This is a genomic window from Streptomyces sp. NPDC085524, from assembly GCF_044541755.1.
Lineage (GTDB): Bacteria > Actinomycetota > Actinomycetes > Streptomycetales > Streptomycetaceae > Streptomyces.
The window spans coordinates 1-16,198 of sequence record NZ_JBITTH010000055.1; the positions used below are offsets into that span (position 1 = coordinate 1).

General features: G+C 71.8%; 18 protein-coding genes. 14 read left to right on the top strand and 4 right to left on the bottom strand.

Annotated elements, in window-relative coordinates; translation table 11 throughout:
* On the bottom strand, positions 1-287 hold a 287-nt coding region (locus ACIGFK_RS41820), incomplete at its 3' end, for a GDP-mannose 4,6-dehydratase (RefSeq protein ID WP_400056071.1).
* A gap of 137 nt (positions 288-424) precedes the next feature.
* Between ACIGFK_RS41820 and rfbA the strand changes: the two genes are divergently transcribed.
* Genes rfbA through ACIGFK_RS41845 form a run of 5 tightly spaced genes read left to right on the top strand, consistent with a single transcriptional unit; the run spans position 425 to position 5,166 of the window.
* The gene (rfbA, locus tag ACIGFK_RS41825) at positions 425-1,300 is read left to right on the top strand and encodes a glucose-1-phosphate thymidylyltransferase RfbA (RefSeq protein ID WP_376662203.1); all 876 of its coding nucleotides are present in this window, start codon (positions 425-427) and stop codon (positions 1,298-1,300) included.
* A complete protein-coding gene (locus ACIGFK_RS41830; protein WP_376662202.1) occupies positions 1,297-1,902 on the top strand; it encodes a dTDP-4-dehydrorhamnose 3,5-epimerase family protein in 606 nt (201 codons plus the stop codon). The genes rfbA and ACIGFK_RS41830 overlap by 4 nt, the downstream gene beginning before the upstream one ends.
* 54 nt (positions 1,903-1,956) lie before the next feature.
* Positions 1,957-2,853 carry a glycosyltransferase family 2 protein gene (locus ACIGFK_RS41835; protein ID WP_376662201.1) on the top strand — a complete coding sequence of 299 codons (897 nt, stop codon included), beginning with the start codon at positions 1,957-1,959 and terminating at the stop codon, positions 2,851-2,853.
* A gap of 50 nt (positions 2,854-2,903) precedes the next feature.
* Entirely contained in the window at positions 2,904-3,857 is a 954-nt protein-coding gene (locus ACIGFK_RS41840) for an NAD-dependent epimerase/dehydratase family protein (RefSeq protein ID WP_376662200.1), read from the top strand.
* A gap of 52 nt (positions 3,858-3,909) precedes the next feature.
* Positions 3,910-5,166 (top strand): acyltransferase family protein, encoded by a 1,257-nt coding sequence (locus ACIGFK_RS41845; RefSeq protein WP_376662199.1) that lies wholly within the window; start codon positions 3,910-3,912, stop codon positions 5,164-5,166.
* Between the two features lie 82 nt (positions 5,167-5,248).
* Here ACIGFK_RS41845 and ACIGFK_RS41850 read toward each other — a convergent pair whose 3' ends face one another.
* Positions 5,249-6,172 carry a DUF3027 domain-containing protein gene (locus ACIGFK_RS41850; protein WP_376662246.1) on the bottom strand — a complete coding sequence of 308 codons (924 nt, stop codon included), beginning with the start codon at positions 6,170-6,172 and terminating at the stop codon, positions 5,249-5,251.
* A gap of 327 nt (positions 6,173-6,499) precedes the next feature.
* Here ACIGFK_RS41850 and ACIGFK_RS41855 point away from each other — a divergent pair, with 327 nt between their 5' ends.
* The 4 genes from ACIGFK_RS41855 to ACIGFK_RS41870 all read left to right on the top strand — a co-directional run bounded on the left by ACIGFK_RS41855 (position 6,500) and on the right by ACIGFK_RS41870 (position 10,290).
* Positions 6,500-7,882, top strand: a complete 1,383-nt coding sequence (locus ACIGFK_RS41855) for an MFS transporter (RefSeq protein ID WP_376662245.1) — start codon at positions 6,500-6,502, stop codon at positions 7,880-7,882.
* A 316-nt stretch (positions 7,883-8,198) separates the two neighbouring features.
* Complete coding sequence (locus tag ACIGFK_RS41860; protein WP_376662244.1) at positions 8,199-8,687, top strand: DUF2771 domain-containing protein; 489 nt, start codon at positions 8,199-8,201, stop codon at positions 8,685-8,687.
* Positions 8,688-8,702: 15 nt separating this feature from the next.
* Positions 8,703-9,449, top strand: a complete 747-nt coding sequence (locus ACIGFK_RS41865; RefSeq protein WP_376662243.1) for a futalosine hydrolase — start codon at positions 8,703-8,705, stop codon at positions 9,447-9,449.
* Positions 9,427-10,290, top strand: coding sequence for a 1,4-dihydroxy-6-naphthoate synthase (locus ACIGFK_RS41870; protein WP_376662242.1), 864 nt, complete (start codon positions 9,427-9,429; stop codon positions 10,288-10,290). The genes ACIGFK_RS41865 and ACIGFK_RS41870 overlap by 23 nt, the downstream gene beginning before the upstream one ends.
* Before the next feature lie 74 nt (positions 10,291-10,364).
* Here the strand turns inward: ACIGFK_RS41870 and ACIGFK_RS41875 are convergent, their stop codons facing one another.
* On the bottom strand, positions 10,365-10,748 hold the full coding sequence (locus ACIGFK_RS41875; protein WP_136213802.1) for a cold-shock protein: 384 nt from the start codon (positions 10,746-10,748) through the stop codon (positions 10,365-10,367).
* 283 nt (positions 10,749-11,031) lie between these two features.
* Here ACIGFK_RS41875 and ACIGFK_RS41880 point away from each other — a divergent pair, with 283 nt between their 5' ends.
* Positions 11,032-12,243, top strand: coding sequence for an acyltransferase family protein (locus tag ACIGFK_RS41880; protein WP_400056075.1), 1,212 nt, complete (start codon positions 11,032-11,034; stop codon positions 12,241-12,243).
* Positions 12,240-12,494, top strand: coding sequence for a hypothetical protein (locus ACIGFK_RS41885; RefSeq protein ID WP_376662299.1), 255 nt, complete (start codon positions 12,240-12,242; stop codon positions 12,492-12,494). Before ACIGFK_RS41880 ends, ACIGFK_RS41885 begins: the two co-directional genes overlap by 4 nt.
* Positions 12,495-12,504: 10 nt before the next feature.
* Here the strand turns inward: ACIGFK_RS41885 and ACIGFK_RS41890 are convergent, their stop codons facing one another.
* Entirely contained in the window at positions 12,505-13,122 is a 618-nt protein-coding gene (locus ACIGFK_RS41890; protein WP_376662300.1) for an HAD family hydrolase, read from the bottom strand.
* Positions 13,123-13,275: 153 nt separating this feature from the next.
* Here ACIGFK_RS41890 and ACIGFK_RS41895 point away from each other — a divergent pair, with 153 nt between their 5' ends.
* From ACIGFK_RS41895 to ACIGFK_RS41905, 3 genes are all read left to right on the top strand, one after another.
* Entirely contained in the window at positions 13,276-13,776 is a 501-nt protein-coding gene (locus ACIGFK_RS41895; protein ID WP_376662301.1) for a SigE family RNA polymerase sigma factor, read from the top strand.
* 9 nt (positions 13,777-13,785) lie between these two features.
* Complete coding sequence (locus ACIGFK_RS41900; protein ID WP_386472637.1) at positions 13,786-14,640, top strand: hypothetical protein; 855 nt, start codon at positions 13,786-13,788, stop codon at positions 14,638-14,640.
* 639 nt (positions 14,641-15,279) lie between these two features.
* On the top strand, positions 15,280-15,822 hold the full coding sequence (locus ACIGFK_RS41905; RefSeq protein WP_376662526.1) for a GNAT family N-acetyltransferase: 543 nt from the start codon (positions 15,280-15,282) through the stop codon (positions 15,820-15,822).
* Positions 15,823-16,198 lie beyond the last annotated feature (376 nt).

Below are 16,198 nucleotides of genomic sequence, written 5' to 3' on the forward strand. Positions count from 1 at the left end.
ACGAACGGACCCGCACCCGCGATCGAACGGTCCACGTGCGACTCCGCCGCGAAGTGCACCACCGCGTCATGACCCGCCATGACCTGGTCGACGGCCTGCGCATCGCAGATGTCACCGCGGACGAAGGAGTACCCGGGGTGGTCCGCGACGGGCGCGAGATTCGCCTCGACACCGGAATAGGTCAGCTTGTCGAATACCGTGATCTTGGCGGCAGGGTCCGCCGACAGGAGGGAGCGGACGAACTGCGAGCCGATGAAACCGGCGCCACCGGTCACGAGAATGCGCATAGTGTTTTCACTTTACTGGGCCGTCCGGGTGGACAGTGTCCGGCACCTTGATCGCGAAACCCGGGGGCACCCCGGTGCGCCGCCGCTCACCCCATTGGGTTAACGGCTCCGAAGGGCCGCACCGTATGGTGGCAGCCATGCGTGGAATTCTCCTGGCGGGCGGCACCGGCTCGCGGCTCTGGCCCCTGACCCGAGCCGTATCGAAGCAACTCCTCCCCGTCTTCGACAAGCCGATGATCTACTACCCGCTCTCCACGCTGGTCATGGCGGGGATCCGCGAGATCCTGATCATCACCACGCCCCAGGACCAGGAGCAGTTCCAGCGCCTCCTCGGCGACGGCTCGCAGTTCGGCCTGGACCTCCAGTACACCGTCCAGGAGCGCCCCGAGGGCATCGCCCAGGCCTTCGTCCTCGGCGCCGACTTCATCGGTGACGAGCCGGTCGCGCTGATCCTCGGCGACAACATCTTCCACGGCAGCGGCCTCGGCACGCGCCTCGCGGAGCGCACCGACCCCAAGGGCGGCATCGTCTTCGCCTACCCCGTCGCCGACGCGACCGCGTACGGCGTCGTCGAGTTCGACGCGGACGGCCGGGTCATCTCCATCGAGGAGAAGCCCGAGAAGCCGAAGTCCCGCTACGCCGTGCCGGGTCTGTACTTCTACGACAACCGCGTCGTGGAGATCGCCCGCACGATCACCCCGAGCGCCCGCGGCGAGCTCGAGATAACCGCCGTCAACGACGCCTACCTCCAGGCCGGCGACCTGGAGGTCACCGTCCTCGACCGGGGTACCGCGTGGCTCGACACCGGCACCTTCGTCTCGATGGTCCAGGCCTCCGAGTTCGTGCGGGTGATCGAGGAGCGCCAGGGCTTCAAGATCGGCTGCATCGAGGAGGCGGCCTGGCGGGCCGGCTTCGTCTCCGACGAGCAGCTGCGCGAGCTGGCCGAACCGCTGACGAAGAGCGGCTACGGCGACTACCTGCTGGCCCTGCTCGACGAGGAGAACGCCCGATGAAGTTCCGCGAGCTGTCCATAGAGGGCGCCTGGGAGATCACCCCGGTCCAGCACGGCGACCCGCGCGGCCTGTTCATGGAGTGGTACCGCTTCGACCACCTCGCCGAGGTCGTCGGGCACCCGCTGCGCATGGCGCAGGGCAACCTCTCCGTGTCGGCGAAGGACGTCGTCCGCGGCATCCACTTCGCCGACGTCCCGCCCGGCCAGGCCAAGTACGTCAGCTGCGTGCGCGGCGCCGTCCTCGACGTGATCGTGGACCTGCGCGTGGGCTCGCCCACCTTCGGCCGCCACGAGTTCGTCCGCCTCGACGACGTGGACCGCCGCGCGGTCTACATCTCGGAGGGCCTGGGCCACGGGTTCTGCGCGCTGACCGACGACGCGACCCTCTCCTACGTCTGCTCGGAGACCTTCAACCCGTCCGCCGAGCACTCGGTGCACCCGCTCGACCCGGACCTGGCGATCGACTGGCCCGCCGGCGCCGCGGCCCAGCTGTCGGCCCGCGACGCGGCCGCGCCCTCGCTCGCCGAGGCGATCGAGTCCGGTCTGCTGCCCGACCACGAGGAATGCATGCGGTACCGCCGGTCGCTGCGCGACGGCGCCTGAGCCCGGCCGAGCCCTGCCCCGTCCGTCCTCCCCGAAAGCCCTGGTACGCCACACATGACCACTCTCGACATCATGCTGCCCTACTACGGCAACGTGGCCCTGATGCAGGCCGCGGTGCGCAGCGTGCTCGCCCAGAGCGACCCGAACTGGCGGCTGACGGTGGTGGACGACGGCAAGGAGCCGGACGTCCCGGGCTGGTTCGCGGAGCTCGACGACGCGCGCGTCTCGTACCAGCGCAACGAGCAGAACCTCGGCGTCACCGGCAACTACCGCAAGTGCCTGGGCCTGGTCCGCGAAGAGCACTTCGTGATGATGGGCACCGACGACATCATGCTGCCCGAGTACGTGGCCACGGTGCGGGCGGTGCTCGCCGCGCACCCGGGCCTGGGCATGGTGCAGCCCGGCGTCCAGGTCATCGACGGCAACGGCAAGCCCACCGAGGGACTCGTCGACCAGTCCAAGCGGCTGCTGTACGCGCCCCGCTTCAAGGGTGAGCTGCTGATGGGCGGCGAGCAGCTCGCCACGAGCCTGCTGCGCGGGAACTGGCTGTTCTTCCCGTCCATCTGCTGGCGCACCGAAGCGGTCCGCAAGGCCGGGTTCCGCGACAACCTGGAGGTCACGCAGGACCTCGCGCTGGTCATCGACCTGCTCCAGGCCGGCGAGCAGATGCTGGTCTCCGACACCCTGTGCTTCCAGTACCGCCGGCACGCGGTCAGCATCTCCTCCCAGCAGGCCTTCACGGGCCGCCGCTTCGAAGAGGCCAACCGCTTCTTCCTGGACGTCGCCGACCGGCTGGACGCCCAGGGCTGGACGAAGGCCGCAGGTGCCTCCCGGCTGCACCTGTCCTCCCGCATCCACGCACTGACCATGCTGCCCGGCGCACTGAAGAACAAGCAGAGCGAGGGCGCCCGTACGCTGCTGCGGCACGTCGCCGGCACCGACCACCGCTAGCGGCGCATCCCCACCGCCACCACTCTCCCGACCCGCCCGGAGCCAACGCCATGTCCGTCACCAGTCCGTCCCTGCCCCGTGTGGCCGTTCTCGGAGCGACCGGCTTCATCGGCCGGACGCTGTGCGCGACGCTCGACGAGCGTGGCCACGGCCTGCTCGCCATAGCCCGCAAGGCGCCGGCCAACCCGCTGCCCGGCGCCTTCGCCGCGTTCGACCTCACCGTGGACCCGCCGACCGAGCTGGCGGCACTGCTCACCCGGCACCGCATCGACGTCGTCGTCAACGCGGCCGGCGGCATGTGGGGCCTGACCGACGAGCAGATGGTCCCCGCCAACCTCGGCATGGTCGTCCGCCTGCTGGAGACCCTCCGGTCCATGGCGCAGCCGCCGCGGCTGGTGCAGATCGGCTCCGTGCACGAGTACGGCACCTTCCCGGTCGGCACGACCTACACCGAGGACTCCCCCGCACGGCCGTCGTCGGTGTACGGGCAGCTCAAGCTCCAGGCCACCGAGCTGGTCGCCACGGCCGTCCGCGAGCAGGGCCTGGACGCCGTCGTGCTGCGCCTGGGCAACGTCATCGGCGCGGGCCAGCCCGCGCACAGCCTGCTCGGCGTCATGGCGGCCAAGCTCGCCGACGGCCGGGCCGCCGGCGGGGCCGAGCTGTCGCTGATGCCGCTCACCGCGCAGCGCGAGTTCCTCCACCTCCGGGACGGGGTCGACGCGATCGTCGCCGCCCTCGCCCCGGCGGGGCCCTGCCCGCCGGTCCTGAACCTGGGCCTCGGCCGGGCCACGTCGGCGCGGGAGCTGGTCGAGCTGCTGATCGAGGAGAGCGGCGTACCGACGCGCGTCACCGAGGTGCCCGCTCCGGCCGGCACCGGTCCGGAGACCGAATGGCACCAGCTCGACATCAGCGCCACCCGGCGGGCGCTGGGCTGGCAGCCCGTCCGCAGCCTGCGCGACGCGGTCGCCGAGCTGTGGGCCGCCGCCTGCCCGGTCGGCGTCTGAGCCGGATCCCCGGATTCCCGGCCACCCTCTCCCAGGAAGTCTGACTGCCCCTATGTCTCGCAGCGCATCCGTCCTGCCCGGCCGCCGCGGAACCCTCGGTGAGCTGTACTCGCCGCGGGCCAACAGCTTCGGCGTGCTGCGCCTCGGCCTCGCCTCCGCGGTCGTGCTCTCGCACGTGTGGCCGCTCGGATGGGGTCCCCTGGACCCGCTGTGGCGGTACAGCGGCCATCAGACCGACGTCGGCAAGATGGCCGTCATCGGCTTCTTCGTGCTGTCCGGCTTCATGATCACCGGCAGTGGCGCCCGCAGCACCTCCGGCCGCTACGCCTGGCACCGCGCCCTGCGCATCCTGCCCGGCCTGTGGGGCTCGCTGCTCGTCTCGTCGCTGATCATCCTGCCGGCGCTGTACCACCACCTCCACGGCACCCTGGACGGCTACTGGAACCACCCCCAGGGCCCGGTCAGTTACCTCCAGGGCATGTGGAACACCTCGATCAGCACCCACTGGGACATCTCCGGGGTGCTGTCCGAGGGCAAGGCCCGCGGCACCAACTTCGACCCCGGCGTCAACGGCGCCCTGTGGTCCCTCAAGTACGAGATCTTCTGTTACGTCATGGTCGGCGTGCTCGCCGCCGCCGGCGTCCTCAGCCGGGCCCGCAAGCTCGTCCCGCTGTCCGCCGCGGTCCTCGGCATCCTCATCCTGCGGGACTGGATCCAGCACCCCTCCCTGCGCGGCATCCCCGGTGACATGCGGTCCGTCCTGGAGGTGCCGGTCCTCGGCACCATGCACGTGCACTTCCTGGTCCACCTGTGCTTCGTGTTCCTCATCGGCGCCACCTTCCACCTCTACCGCGACCGGGTGCCGGTCAACGACTCCCTGGCCGCGATCTGCGCCCTCGTCCTCGCCGGCACCCTCGCCTTCGGCGGCGTCTTCGTCTTCGGCTACCCGGCCTTCGCCTACCTGCTGCTGTGGCTCGCCGTCCGCCTGCCCCGCCCCTTCCACAAGGTCGGCCGCAAGCGCGACTACTCGTACGGCATCTACATCTACGGCTTCACCGTGGAGCAGGCCCTCGCCATGCTGGGCTACGCCAAGTACGGCAAGCCCGTCTTCCTCCTGCTGGCGCTGGCCGGCACCGTCGTACTGGCGGCCCTCTCCTGGCACCTGATCGAGTCTCAGGCCATGAAGGCGAAGAACTGGACGCCCTGGTTCGTGCGCAGGCTCCAGCAGCGGAAGCCCGCGGAAGCCACCCGGGCGCCGGCGGCGAAGTCCGGGACCGAGCCCGAATCCGCCCCGGCCGTCACCGTCTGACGCGCCCCACCCGCACGGCGAAGGCCGGGCCCGCTGCTTGCGGGCCCGGCCTTCGCCGTTCGTCCTGTGCTGCCGGGGCGTCCTACGAGTGGCCCAGGTCCGCGGCCTGTACGTCCGCCAGCGGCACCGAGCCGGAGTCCGCGGCAGGGGCGGGGTGCAGGGGGAACTCGTCCGAGGCCATCGAGTCGAGCACCGGCGGCGCCGGCCTCGGCGGCGCCGGCATCACCGCGGCCTCCGAGTGGCCGCCGCAGCCGTAGGACAGGGAGACCATGCGGCCGTCGGCCGGCGAGAACTCGTTCGCGCAGATGCCGAAGGCCTGGCCGAGCGAGCCGCCGATCGCGACCAGGAAGCCGCACGAGACGCACGAGGCCGGCGCGGCCTGCGCCATCGGGGTCTTCGCGCCGAAGGACTCGTCCCAGCGGTCGGCCGCGCTGTGCAGCCCGTACCGGGACAGGACCCGGGCCCGGCGCATGCCCAGCTCCTCGGCCACCGCGGTGATCGAACCACGGGCCGGGACCACCGTGCGGTCGGTGACGTCCGCGTCCTCCGCCTCGACCAGTTCGGCCATCTCGGTGGAAACGACCGAGTTCGGCGGCGGGGCGTCCTCGTCCGACCAGCCCGGCTCCAGCCGCAGGTCCTCCGCGTCGGTGGGCAGCAGGTCGCCCGGGCCCATGTCGCCGGGGCGCAGCCGCTCGCTCCACGGCACCCACTCCGGCGCGAGCAGCGCGTCGTCGCCGGGCAGCAGCACCGTTTCGTCGAGGGTGACGTTCTTCGCGCGGGAGGCGCGGGTCACGGTGACGGCCCAGCGCCAGCCCCGGTAGCCCGGTTCCTTGCACTCGAAGAAGTGAGTGACGACCCGGTCGCCCTCCGCGACGGCGGACACGTGCTCGCCCACCACACCGGGGTACGCGGCCTCCTCGGCCGACGCACGGGCGAGTTCTACCGCCTCGGCGCACAGGCGGTCGGGGGTACGCGGGGTACGGCTTCGCGTCGTCGCAGCACTCACTTTTCTCGTTCTCTCCTACGCCGTCTCACGTGTGCGCCGTCCGTACTGTCGTCCACAACGACCCGACGGTGCCGTCCGTACGTGGCGCGGGCGGAGCGGACCAGAGGGCCGCGTCGACGTCCGCACCCGATCGGACTCCGGGCGCACCTCTATGCGATCCATTCTGCGGGATCGCGAAGAGGCGCGCGGCCAGGAGCAACCGCCGGTGGCGCGCTACGCACGCTACCTCCTCCGAAGCCTCCGGCCCACATGCAAGGTCCGATTCGCGGACATGGAGACGGGACGGGCCACGGCGAGGACGCGCCGGGAGGGCTGCCGGAGGGCGGGGTGGGGCAGTATGGCCACGTGGCACCCGCACGGTCGTCCGGCGACGGCTCGGGACCGGCCAAGCGGGCCGGCCGGGCCCTGGGGCGTGCCCTGCACACACCGTTCACCGGCACGGCACGCGGGATCCGGCGGGCCACGCACGCGCACGGGGCCGGTGAATCGGGCCTCGGCAAACTCATCGAGCTGCACGCCATCAACGGCGCCGGCGACATGCTCATCACCGTGGCGCTGGCCTCGACGGTGTTCTTCTCCGTCCCCACGGACGAGGCCCGCGGCCGGGTGGCCCTCTACCTCGGCATCACGATGGCCCCCTTCACGCTGCTGGCCCCCGTGATCGGCCCGCTGCTGGACCGGCTGCCGCACGGCCGCCGGGCCTCCATGGCGGCCGCGATGCTGGCCCGCGCGCTGCTGGCGGTGATGATGTCGGGCGCGGTGGCCACGGGCGGCATCCAGCTGTACCCGGCGGCGCTGGGGGTCCTCGTCGCGTCCAAGTCGTACGGGGTCGTGCGCAGCGCGGTGGTCCCGCGCCTGCTCCCGCCGAAGTTCTCACTCGTCAAGGCGAACTCCCGGGTCACGCTGGCCGGCCTGCTGGCCACGGGCGTGGCCGCGCCGGTGGGGGCCGGGCTGCAGGCGATCGGGCCGCAGTGGCCGCTGTACGGGGCCAGCGCGGTCTTCGTCTGGGGGACCGTCGCGGCGTTCACGCTGCCGCACAAGGTGGACGAGGCGAAGGGCGAGCGCCGGGCGCGGCTGTCCACGCACGAGCCGCATTCGAAGCGGCCGGGACTGCGGACGGTGAGCCGGTCGGTGCTGTGCGGTCTCCTCGCCAACGCGTCGATGCGCGCACTGTCCGGCTTCCTGATCTTCTTCCTGGCGTTCCTGCTGCGCGAGCACCCCATGGCGGGGCAGAGCGCGGCGGTGTCGCTGGGCATCGTGGGCGTCGCGGCGGGCATCGGCAACGCGTGCGGCACGGCGGTGGGCGCGTGGCTGCGGGCGCGGGCGCCGGAGGCGATCATCGCGGCCGTGCTGTCCCTCACCCTCGGGGTGGCGATCCTGGCGGCGGTGTTCTTCAGCGGGCTGTTCATGGCCGTCCTGGCCGCGACGGCGGGCTTCTGCCAGGCACTGGCGAAGCTGTCGCTGGACGCGATGATCCAGCGGGACGTCCCGGAGGCGGTGCGCACGTCCGCCTTCGCCCGCTCGGAAACCCTCCTCCAGGTGGCGTGGGTACTCGGGGGCGCGATCGGCATCGTCCTTCCCCTGAACGGGGTCCTCGGCATGTCGGTCGCCGCCGCGATGGTCGCCCTCGGCACGACGATGGCCCTCCGCGGCCTCCTGACTGCGCCGCGCCACCACCACCCGGGCACCCCGCGCCCCCGAGTCGCGTAGCCGCGGCGTCCTCCCGGGGCGGCGCCGCCGAAGCTGCCGCTGCGCGGCAGCCCGGGCTCCGCCCAGACCCGCTCCTCAATCGCCGGAGGGGCTGGATTTGCCCCGGCGGGCCCGAACAGCGGCGGGGCTGCGCTTGGGCTGCGACCGGGCGGGAATTCCAGCCCCGCCGGCGTTTGAGGCGCGGGGTCCGGGGCGGAGCCCCGGGGGACGCGCAGCGGCACTCTCCGACGCGCCGCCCCGTGAGGCCGTGGCGCGCCACACCGCAGGCCGGACCCCGTGCAGCGGCGCAGCCGACCGGCCCGATAGCCTTCGGCTCATGACCGCACCGCTTTTCTCGGGTAGGGCCCGCCGCAGCGTCGCGGCCCTCGGAGCCGTGTCCGCCGGCCTCCTCCTCCTCTCCGCCTGCGACAAGCCGACACCGCTGGCGACCGTGACGGTCGGCACCTCGTCGGTGTCCGCCGAAGCCGCATGCCACGCCGACGGCGAGCCGCTCTCCATGGACCGGGTCCAGGAGTGCCTCACCGGCCTCAAGGACGCCAAGACGATCGAGTACGGCCGCGGGGACACCCTGCGCCTGGGTGTCGAGCCCGAGGTCGTCGAGGACGGCAAGAAGTGGTCGGCGGTCCTCGACGGCCAGCCGATCACCGAGCCCTCGTCGAACACCTACCGCAGCTTCCCCGGCGCCGACGTCTTCGCGACCGGCGGCCAGGGCGAGGCCCCGGCTTCGAAGAAGCTGGCCTTCCTGCAGCTCGGCGAGGACGGCAAGCCGCTCGCAGTCTGGTCCTTCAACCTCAAGCTCAAGTAACCGGACGGCACACCGGTGCGCGCGCTCGTGGTGACCGCGGTGGCGGCGGAGGCAGACTCCGTCGTCGCCGGTCTGACCCCTCATCCGGACACCCCCGGCCCTGAGCCGCGCACCCTTCCCGGTGGCTACCGCACGACCCGGCGGGACCTCCCCGGCATCGCCCTCGACGTGCTCGTCGCGGGCGTCGGGCCGGCCGCGGCCGCCGCCGGTGCCGCCACCGCCCTGGCCCTCGCCGACTACGCCCTCGTGGTCAGCGCGGGCATCGGCGGCGGGTTCGTGCCCGCCGCCCCGGTCGGCACCCTCGTCGTCGCCGACGCGATCGTCGCCGCGGACCTGGGGGCCGAGACCCCCGAGGGCTTCCTCGACGTCACCGCCCTCGGCTTCGGGCACAGCGTGCACCTGCCTCCCGCAGAGCTCGCCGCCCGCGCCGCCGAGGCCACCGGTGCGCTGCTCGCGCCCGTACTGACCGTCTCCACCGTCACCGGCACCGCCGCCCGGGCCGCCGTGCTCGCGGCCCGGCATCCGCTGGCCGGGGCCGAGGCCATGGAGGGCTTCGGGGTCGCGGAGGCCGCCGCCGCGCACGGGCTGCCCGTACTGGAGATCCGCGCCGTGTCCAACGCCGTGGGCCCGCGCGACCGCGCCGCCTGGCGGATCGGGGACGCGCTCGGCGCGCTCGCCGGCGGCTTCCGCGCGCTGGGCCCCGTACTCGCGAACTGGGGAGAACGCCTTGAGCACCGCCATGAGCACCAGCACGACCGGTAACGCCGCCGTGCAGATCGCCTACTCGCCCTGCCCCAACGACACCTTCGTCTTCGACGCCTGGGCGCACGGCCGGGTCCCGGGGGCGCCCGCCCTCGACGTGACCTTCGCCGACATCGACATCACCAACGGCATGGCCGAGCGCGGCGAGCTGGACGTGCTGAAGGTCTCGTACGCGGTCCTGCCGTGGGTGCTGGAGGAGTACGCGCTGCTCCCCTGCGGCGGTGCGCTGGGCCGCGGCTGCGGGCCACTGGTCCTCACCCGGGAGCCCGGTCTCGACCTGACGGGCCGCACGGTCGCCGTGCCCAGCGAACGCTCCACCGCCTACCTGCTGTTCCGGCTGTGGGCGGCCGACGTGCTGCCCGACGCCGTCGGCAAGGTGGTCGTGCTGCCGTTCAACGAGATCATGCCGGCGGTCCGCGACGGCCGGGTGGACGCGGGACTGGTCATCCACGAGGCCCGGTTCACCTATCAGGACTACGGGCTGCACTGCCTGGCCGACATGGGCGAGCACTGGGAGTCCACGACCGGCCTGCCGATCCCGCTCGGCGCGATCATCGCCAAGCGCTCGCTGGGCACCGAAACCCTGCGGGCACTGGCCGAGTCGGCCCGTACGTCGGTCCGGATGGCCTGGGACGACCCGGAGGCCTCCCGCCCGTACGTACGTGCGCACGCGCAGGAGCTGGACCCGGCCGTCGCCGACCAGCACATCGGCCTGTACGTCAACGAGTTCACGGCCGGCCTCGGCGAGGACGGGTACGCGGCGGTGCGCGGGCTGCTGACCCGGGCGGCGGCCGAGGGCCTGGTGCCGGCCATCGCGCCGGGCGCCCTCGACTTCCCGTAACCCCCGACGACAGGTGCCCCGCCGCTCTTCCGAGCGGCGGGGCACCTTCATCCGTACGGGCCGGGGCCCGCGCGTCAGACGTCGAGCTGATCGGCGACCGCGCGCAGCAGACCGGCGATCTTCGTGCCGTGCGTCCTGTCGGGGTAGCGGCCCCGCTCCAGCATCGGCGTGATGTTCTCCAGCAGGGTCGTGAGGTCCTGCACGATCGAGGCGAGCTCGTCGGGCTTGCGCCGCTGCGCGGCCGCGACGGACGGCGCCGGGTCGAGCACGGTCACCGAAAGGGCCTGGTCGCCACGCTGGCCGGCGACGACGCCGAACTCGACGCGCTGGCCGGGCTTGAGGGCATCGACCCCGGCGGGGAGCACCGACGAGTGGACGAAGACGTCACCGCCGTCGTCACGGGAGAGGAAGCCGAAGCCCTTCTCGCTGTTGAACCACTTGACCTTGCCGGTGGGCAAAGCACGCACCCCGTCTCACATACCCGGAACCGAACCAACATGTCTCAGCAGGTCAGGGTATCCATGTACCTGGGCCGTTACTGCCTGCTCTCGCTGTGAAGAGTCTCCCCTCAGATCCGGCCCGTCAAGCATGGCCGAACACCCCCTGCCCGGATCTCGTCCATTACGGAAACGGCATGCTGATGAGCCATCATGCGGCTAGCGTTTCCGAACGGACGTTTGCCAGACCGCCGCCGCCGGACCACTGCGGACCAACCCTCTTCAGCCGAACGTGAGAACGACCATGCAGCCCCCCGCAGCACAGCCGACGACAACTCCGGCGACCCCGCCGGCCACCGGTCCCGTCAGCGCCCCGGCCGCGGCTCCCGGCCCGCGCCGTTCCGCACCCCGCCTGTACGCCCTCGACGGGCTGCGGCTGCTCGCCGCCCTCACCGTCCTGTCCTTCCACTGGACGGCTTCCACGGACGCACGGGAGATCTGGGGCGGCAAGGTCCCGATGGACTTCATGCCGGGCATCGCCCGGTTCACCGCGTACGGCTGGCTCGGCGTGCAGCTGTTCTTCATCATCAGCGGCTTCGTGATCTGCATGAGCTGCTGGGGGCGCAGGCCGGGCGACTTCTTCGTCTCGCGCGTCATCCGCATCTTCCCCGCCTACTGGACGGCCGTCCTGCTGACGGCGGGCGTACTGCTGCTGACGCCCGGACTGGGCCGCTCCGACGCCCGGGCCGGCCTGGACCTCAAGACCGTGCTGGCGAACCTCACCATGTTCCACGGCCAGTTGGGCGTGAAGCAGGTCGACGGCGTCTACTGGACGCTCTGGATGGAGCTGCAGTTCTACCTGCTGTTCTCGATCGTCGTGACGATGGGCCTGACCTACCGCAGGGTCGTCGCGTTCTGCGGGATCTGGTCCTTCGCCGCCCTGGTGGCCCCGCAGACCGAGATCCCGCTGGTGAGAATGCTGGCGATGCCCGGGGAATCCCCGTACTTCATCGCGGGCGTCGCGATGTTCCTGATGTACCGCTTCGGACCGAACCTGCTCCTGTGGGGGATCGTCGGCTTCACCTGGCTCGTCGCGATCAGCCGCGTCCACCAGCTCAAGAGCGGCTTCGAGGTCGTCGTCGGGCACCCGTTGTCCTGGTCGGGCGTCGCACTCGTCATCACCCTCTGCTACGCGGTCGTCCTCGCGGTCGCCCTGGGCCTCTTCGACGGGATCCGGTGGAAGGGCCTCACGGTCGCCGGTGCGCTGACCTATCCGCTGTACCTGATCCACCAGGAGGCCGGCTGGACCCTGATCCACTGGCTGCGCCTCCGGGGCACCGGCTCGGGGGTCGCGCTGGGCCTCTCCCTGGTCGCGGCGCTGGTCACGGCCTGGCTGATCCACCGGGTCGTGGAGCGGCCCGCCAGCGGCCTGATGAAGGTCCACCTGAACCGGTCGATCAGCACCATGCGAGCGGCCTCGGACGGCCCCGCGGCGGGAACTACCCTGGTGCGGTGACTGACACCTCTTCCCCCGACGAAGCGCGTCCCGGCGACGCCCTGGTGAAGGCCGGCGGCATCGTGTTCATCGCGGGCGCCGTCGCCACGCTGGTGACGATGGCCCCGCTCTTCCTCGACATCGACCCGTTCCCGTCGTACGCGTGGGCCGTGTGCATGCTCATGGGCGTCGGCTTCGCCATCTCGGCGGCGGGCGTACTGCGCTCGGCCGCGGCCCAGCGCAAGGCCGCCCGCGCCTCACAGGCGGCCTGAGACCCGGCGCTCAGACCGGCTGGGCCGCCACGTACTGCGCCAGCCACTCCGGCAGCGCCGTGAGGTCCGGCAGCACCACGTCGGCGCCGGCCGCGCGCAGCTCCGGCTCCGGGCACGGGCCCGTCGGGACCGCCACCGACAGCGCGCCGGCCGTACGGGCCCCGCGCACGTCGCCCACGTGGTCGCCGACGTACACCTGCGCCCCGAACTCGCGCAGCGCACCCGCCTTGGCCTCCGCCCACAGCCAGCCGATCACCGCGTCCGGCTCGATGCCGAGGTGCGACAGGTGCAGCCGGGCGTTGGGCTCGTGCTTCGCGGTGACCACGATCGCGCGGCCGCCGAGGGCCTGCACGGCCTCCACGGCCTCGCGGGCACCCGGCATCGCCGGGGTCGGCTCGATGGCGTATGTGGGGTAGATCTCACGGTAGCGGTCCGCCATGGCCGGGATCTCGGCCTCCGGGAACCAGTGCGCGAGCTCCTGGTCGAGCGGCGGACCGAGCCGCGTGACGGCCTCGTCGGCGTCGATGAACGTACCCGTCTCGGCCGAGAGTGCCTGGTAGGCGGCCTTGATGCCCGGACGCGAGTCGATGAGGGTCATGTCGAGGTCGAAGCCGACTGTGAGGTTCATGCCGTCCATTGTGCCGAGGCGGGCGGACGGCAGACCGACGGCGGGCCTACTGCGGGAGAACGCTCTCCGGATCCCCCGAAATTCGTCCTCAACCTTTTCCGGGCGCCGCGACTCAGGACAGGGGTGAGAGACACGATGTGAAGGGGAGGGCGGATGCCACCAGGCACCGAGCACGACTTCGAGGCCTTTGCCCGGGCCAGTCAGCGCAAGCTGTACCGCACCGCGTACCTGCTGTGCGGGAACGCGGACGCCGCACGCGACCTGACCCAGACGACGCTGGCGAAACTGTTCCAGCACTGGCGGAAGGTGTCCGCCGCCGACAGCCCCGACGCCTACGCCAGGACCGTGCTGACCCGCACCTTCCTCGCCGAGCGGCGCCGCCGCCTGCGCGACCTCCTGGCCCACCGGCACGCCGACGTGCCCCCGCTGCCCGAACACGCCGAGCTGCGCATCACCCTGCTCGCCGCACTGGCCGAGCTCCCGCCGCGGGCCCGGGCCATGGTCGTCCTGCGCTACTGGGAGGACCTCAGCGTCGGCACGGTCGCCGAACTGCTGCGGTGCAGCGAAGGAACGGTCAAGAGCCAGTGCTCGCGCGCCCTGGCCAGGCTGCGCACACAGCTCGGCGAGGCCCACATCTACGCCACAGGGAACTGAGGAGACGTCATGAGCACCCGCGAAGAGCTCAACGAAGCCCCCGACGACACGGCCGCCCTGCTGGTCCGCGACGCCATGGACCGCACGACCGCCGACCTGCCCCCACTGCCCGACCTCACGGGCCCGGCCCGCGCCCAGGGCCGACGCCGCAAGGCCCGCGTCCGCTTCGCGATCGGCGGCGGGGCACTCGCCGTGGCCGCCCTCGGCGTGGCCGTCGCCGCCGCACTGCCGGCCGACACCAGCGGCCGGCAGGTGTCGGGCAGGATCAACGTGGCCGCACCGCCGTCGACCACGGCACCGCAGCCGCAGCCGCCGGTACCGGTGCACATCGAACCGTCGCCGGGCGAAGAGTCGATGGCCGACCTGCCGCCGGCCGAGCGGGCGAAGCAGGAAGACTTCCAGAACCGGGCCGTGCCCGTGCTCCAGCGCCTGCTGCCGCAGACGGTCGGCACCGTGCAGCGGACCGACCTCAACGTGCGCATGTACCAGGCCAAGAAGGACGGCAAGACCTTCGTCATCATCTTCTCGGTGCGTCCGGCGGGGCAGTGGACCGGCGCCAAGCCGTGCCTGCAGCAGGTGAAGGGCATGGTCTGCACGAACGCAACCCTGCCCGGCGGCATCGAGGCCAAGGCGTCCACCATGCCGATGGACAACGGCGGCGTCACCGGAACCGAGCTCTCGTTCCACTACGGGAGGAGCGACGTCAGGCTGACCGTGACCCCGCACACCGAGTCCAACACCTCGGCCCCGGTCACCAACGACCAGCTCCTGGAACTCGCCAAGGACCCCGTCTTCCTCGACCTGGTCAAGGCCGCCGACACCGACCCGGTCGAGAAGGAGCAGCAGACCATCCCTGGGGGGTGAGGGGGCTGAGGGGCTGAGGGCTGGGGGCGGGCTGGGGGGCGGTTCGGGGCGGGGTGAGCCGCCTGTACGACGGGGTGGGGGTGATGGCGGGGTCCGAGTCGGCCGGAATCAGAGAGGGCTTGGGGCTTTCCCGTCAGTCCCATAGTCCTTCCGTGTCGGGACGGCCTGTCAAGGGCGCTCCTCCTTCGTCGTCGCGTCGCTTCGCGACGGCCTTCGGCCGCCCTTGACAGGCCGTCCCGCCCCGGAAAGACAAGGACTGCCGGGAAACCCCCAAAAGAACGGGCCGGGCGGAAGAAGGACAACCAGCCGTATCAGCGATGTCCGACCCCCCGCTCCGGTGGGGGCCAGGCCCGCCCTCGAGCCCTCACAGGCCGCCCTCCGCACCGAGCAGGCGGCCACCCACCCCCAAAACCTCGACCACAAGACCCTCAGCCCCCGACACGCGCGTCAAATCGCTACGCGCTTCTCCCATCTCGGCGTCTGCGGCCCGTCCGGGGCTGATCTCGCCCCAGATCGCTACGCGCTCCTCGCTGACGGCGTCCGACGGCCGTCCGGGGCTGGTACAAAGCCGCCACGGATCACCACGCGCGGACGCATATTGGTTTGCCGTCGGCTGTTCCGGCCCGATAGGAACATCGCATGCTTCGAGGCAGCAAGGTGGGGCTCAGGGCCCGACACGAGGACGACATCCCGATCCTGCGGACCGAGCTCTACGACGACGTCGTCAACGGCTCGCGGGCAGAAAGCGGGCCGTGGCGGCCGGTCACGCCCGGTTCGAAGGATCCGCGGCTCGTGGTGGACGACAAGGAGCAGGGACACGTCCCGTTCTCCGTGGTCGAGCTGGACGGCGGCACGCTGGTCGGCACCGCGACGCTGTGGGGCATCGACAACCACAACCGTTCCGCGCACATCGGGTTGGGACTGCTGCCCGCCTCCCGCGGCAAGGGCTACGGCACGGACGTGGTCGCCGTGCTGTGCCACTACGGGTTCGTCGTGCGCGGCCTCCAGCGGCTGCAGATCGAAACCCTGGCGGACAACCACGCGATGCTCCGCTCCGCCGAGCACAACGGCTTCGTCCGCGAAGGCGTATTGCGCTCCTCTGCCTGGGTGTTGGGCGAATTCCTGGACGAAGTCCTGCTCGGACTGCTCGTCCGGGACTGGAAGCAGGACCCGGAGCTCTGACGAGAAGGCCAAAGGACCGTTCCTCGCCCCAGCCGAGCTCTACTCATGTGAGGCGAGGACGGGCACCACAAACCCGCCACCAAATCGGGGCAATCCGCCCCGCCTTCGCGACTCCTCTGCTCCCTGACCCGAGTACAGCTCGACATGGCCGCTGTCTGGTGCTGCTTCTGCCCATGGCGGCGGTCGGACGCCGTCGAGGAGGAGCGCGTAGCGATCTGGGGCGAGGCCAGCCCCGGACGGGCCGCAGACGCCGAGAAATGAGGAGCGCGTAGCGATTTGACGCGCCTGTCGGGGGCTGAGGTGCTTGTGGTCGAGGTGTGGGGGTGGGTGGCCGACTGCCCGGTGCGGATGGTGGCCTGGGAGGGCCCGAGGGGAG